This is a genomic window from Pseudomonas sp. Sample_24 (assembly GCF_004307605.1).
Lineage (GTDB): Bacteria > Pseudomonadota > Gammaproteobacteria > Pseudomonadales > Pseudomonadaceae > Aquipseudomonas.
Genome location: NZ_RCNW01000106.1, coordinates 1 through 2,092, shown reverse-complemented (window position 1 = coordinate 2,092; position 2,092 = coordinate 1). Strand labels below are relative to the sequence as shown.

Genomic DNA, 2,092 nt, shown 5'->3' with positions numbered 1-2,092 from the left:
ATTCTGCTGTTCAACCGCAGCCAGGCCAAAGAGATGGAGGCACGGGGATGAAACGTTTCGGGTTTTCAAAATTGATGCTGGTGTTCGGCCTGTCGTTCATCTACCTGCCGATGCTGATCCTGGTGATCTACTCGTTCAACGCATCGAAACTGGTGACGGTTTGGGGCGGCTGGTCGTTCAAGTGGTACGCCGGTCTGCTCGACAACTCGCAACTGATGGGTTCGGTGGTGCGCTCGCTGGAAATCGCCTGCTACACGGCAATCGCTGCAGTCGCACTGGGGACATTGGCCGCGTTCGTGCTGACCCGTGTCACGCGTTTCAAGGGCCGTACGTTGTTCGGTGGCCTGGTCACCGCGCCGCTGGTGATGCCCGAGGTGATTACCGGCCTGTCGCTGTTGCTGCTGTTCGTGGCCATGGCGCAGTTGATCGGTTGGCCGATGGAGCGTGGCATCGTCACGATCTGGATCGCCCACACCACGTTTTGTGCCGCCTACGTGGCAGTGGTAGTCTCCGCCCGCCTTCGCGAACTGGACCTGTCCATCGAAGAAGCGGCCATGGACCTCGGCGCCAAGCCATTCAAGGTGTTTTTCCTGATCACCATTCCGATGATCGCGCCGTCACTGGCAGCGGGCGGCATGATGTCGTTCGCCTTGTCGCTGGATGACCTGGTGTTGGCGAGCTTCGTTTCCGGCCCGGGTTCGACGACCCTGCCGATGGAAGTGTTCTCGGCGGTGCGTCTGGGTGTGAAGCCTGAGATCAATGCCGTGGCCAGCCTGATTCTGTTGGCTGTTTCGATCGTGACCTTCATGGTCTGGTATTTCAGCCGACGTGCCGAAGCCAGCCGTAAACGCGCGATCCAGGAAGCGATGGACCAGACCGCCAGCGAATCCTGGCAGGCGCCCGAGAAGAAGATGTTGGGAGCGACGGCGTAAGTCGCTGGGACTTGCTCCTTGTGGCGAGGGAGCTTGCTCCCGCTTGAGTGTGCAGCACTCACACAATTTTGGGGCCGCTGCGCAGCCCAGCGGGAGCAAGCTCCCTCGCCACAGGCACTGGGTTAACCCCCCCAGACAGGCACTGTATCAAGCCCCCAGATATTGGGGCTCACTGCCACTGGTTCTGAATTCTGATTTTTGTTTTGTGTATTTGAATAAGAAAAGAAATGGAGTTGTACCGATGAAAATGTTTGGCAGGACTCTGCTGACACTGTCCTTATTGGGCGCGATCGCCTCGGGCGCCCAGGCCAATGACAAGGTTCTGCGCGTCTACAACTGGTCGGATTACATTGCCCCGGACACCGTCAAGAAATTCGAAGACGAGACTGGCATCCGCGTAACCTACGATGTCTTCGACAGCAACGAAACCCTTGAAGCGCGCCTGCTGGCGGGCAAATCGGGCTATGACATAGTCGTGCCGTCCAACAGTTTCCTGGCCAAGCAGATCAAGGCCGGCGTCTATCGGGAACTGGACAAATCGAAGCTGCCGAACTGGAAAAACCTCAATCCGGTATTGCTGAAAAACGCCTCCGCCAGCGACCCGGACAACGCTCATGCGTTCCCGTACATGTGGGGTTCGATCGGCATTGGTTTCAACCCGGCCAAGGTCAAGGAAGTGCTGGGTGCCAACGCGCCGACCAACTCCTGGGACTTGCTGTTCAAACCGGAAAACGCTGAAAAACTCAAAGCCTGCGGTATCAGTTTCCTCGATTCGCCGACCGAAATGATCCCGGCCGCCCTTCACTACCTGGGTTACCCGGTCAACGACCGCGACAAGGCGCACATCGCCGAAGCTGAAGCGCTGTTCATGAAGATTCGCCCGTCGGTGTCTTACTTCCATTCGTCGAAGTACATCTCTGACCTGGCCAACGGCAACATCTGCGTCGCCGTCGGTTACTCCGGTGACGTGTTGCAAGCCAAGGCTCGAGCCGAGGAAGCCGGCGACAAGGTGAAGATTGACTACAGCATCCCGAAAGAAGGTGCCGGCAGTTTCTACGACATGGTTGCCATCCCGCGTGATGCGGCGAACGTCGAAGAGGCCTATCAGTTCATGAACTTCCTGATGCGCCCGGACATCATCGCCGAGATCACCAACAACA

At 57.9% G+C, this 2,092-nt stretch carries 2 protein-coding genes; both read left to right on the top strand.

Annotated features, from left to right (window positions below; all coding sequences use genetic code 11):
* Positions 1–47: 47 nt before the first annotated feature.
* On the top strand, positions 48–932 hold the full coding sequence (locus D8V06_RS05155) for an ABC transporter permease subunit (RefSeq protein WP_056853449.1): 885 nt from the start codon (positions 48–50) through the stop codon (positions 930–932).
* Positions 933–1,173: 241 nt separating this feature from the next.
* Positions 1,174–2,092, top strand: a 919-nt coding sequence (locus D8V06_RS05150; protein ID WP_130930553.1) for a polyamine ABC transporter substrate-binding protein, incomplete at its 3' end; no start/stop codon positions are given.

Coding starts and splice junctions, on each gene's coding strand:
- D8V06_RS05155 (WP_056853449.1), top strand. CDS start 48: ATGAAACGTTTCGGGTTTTCAAAATTGATGCTGGTGTTCGGCCTGTCG.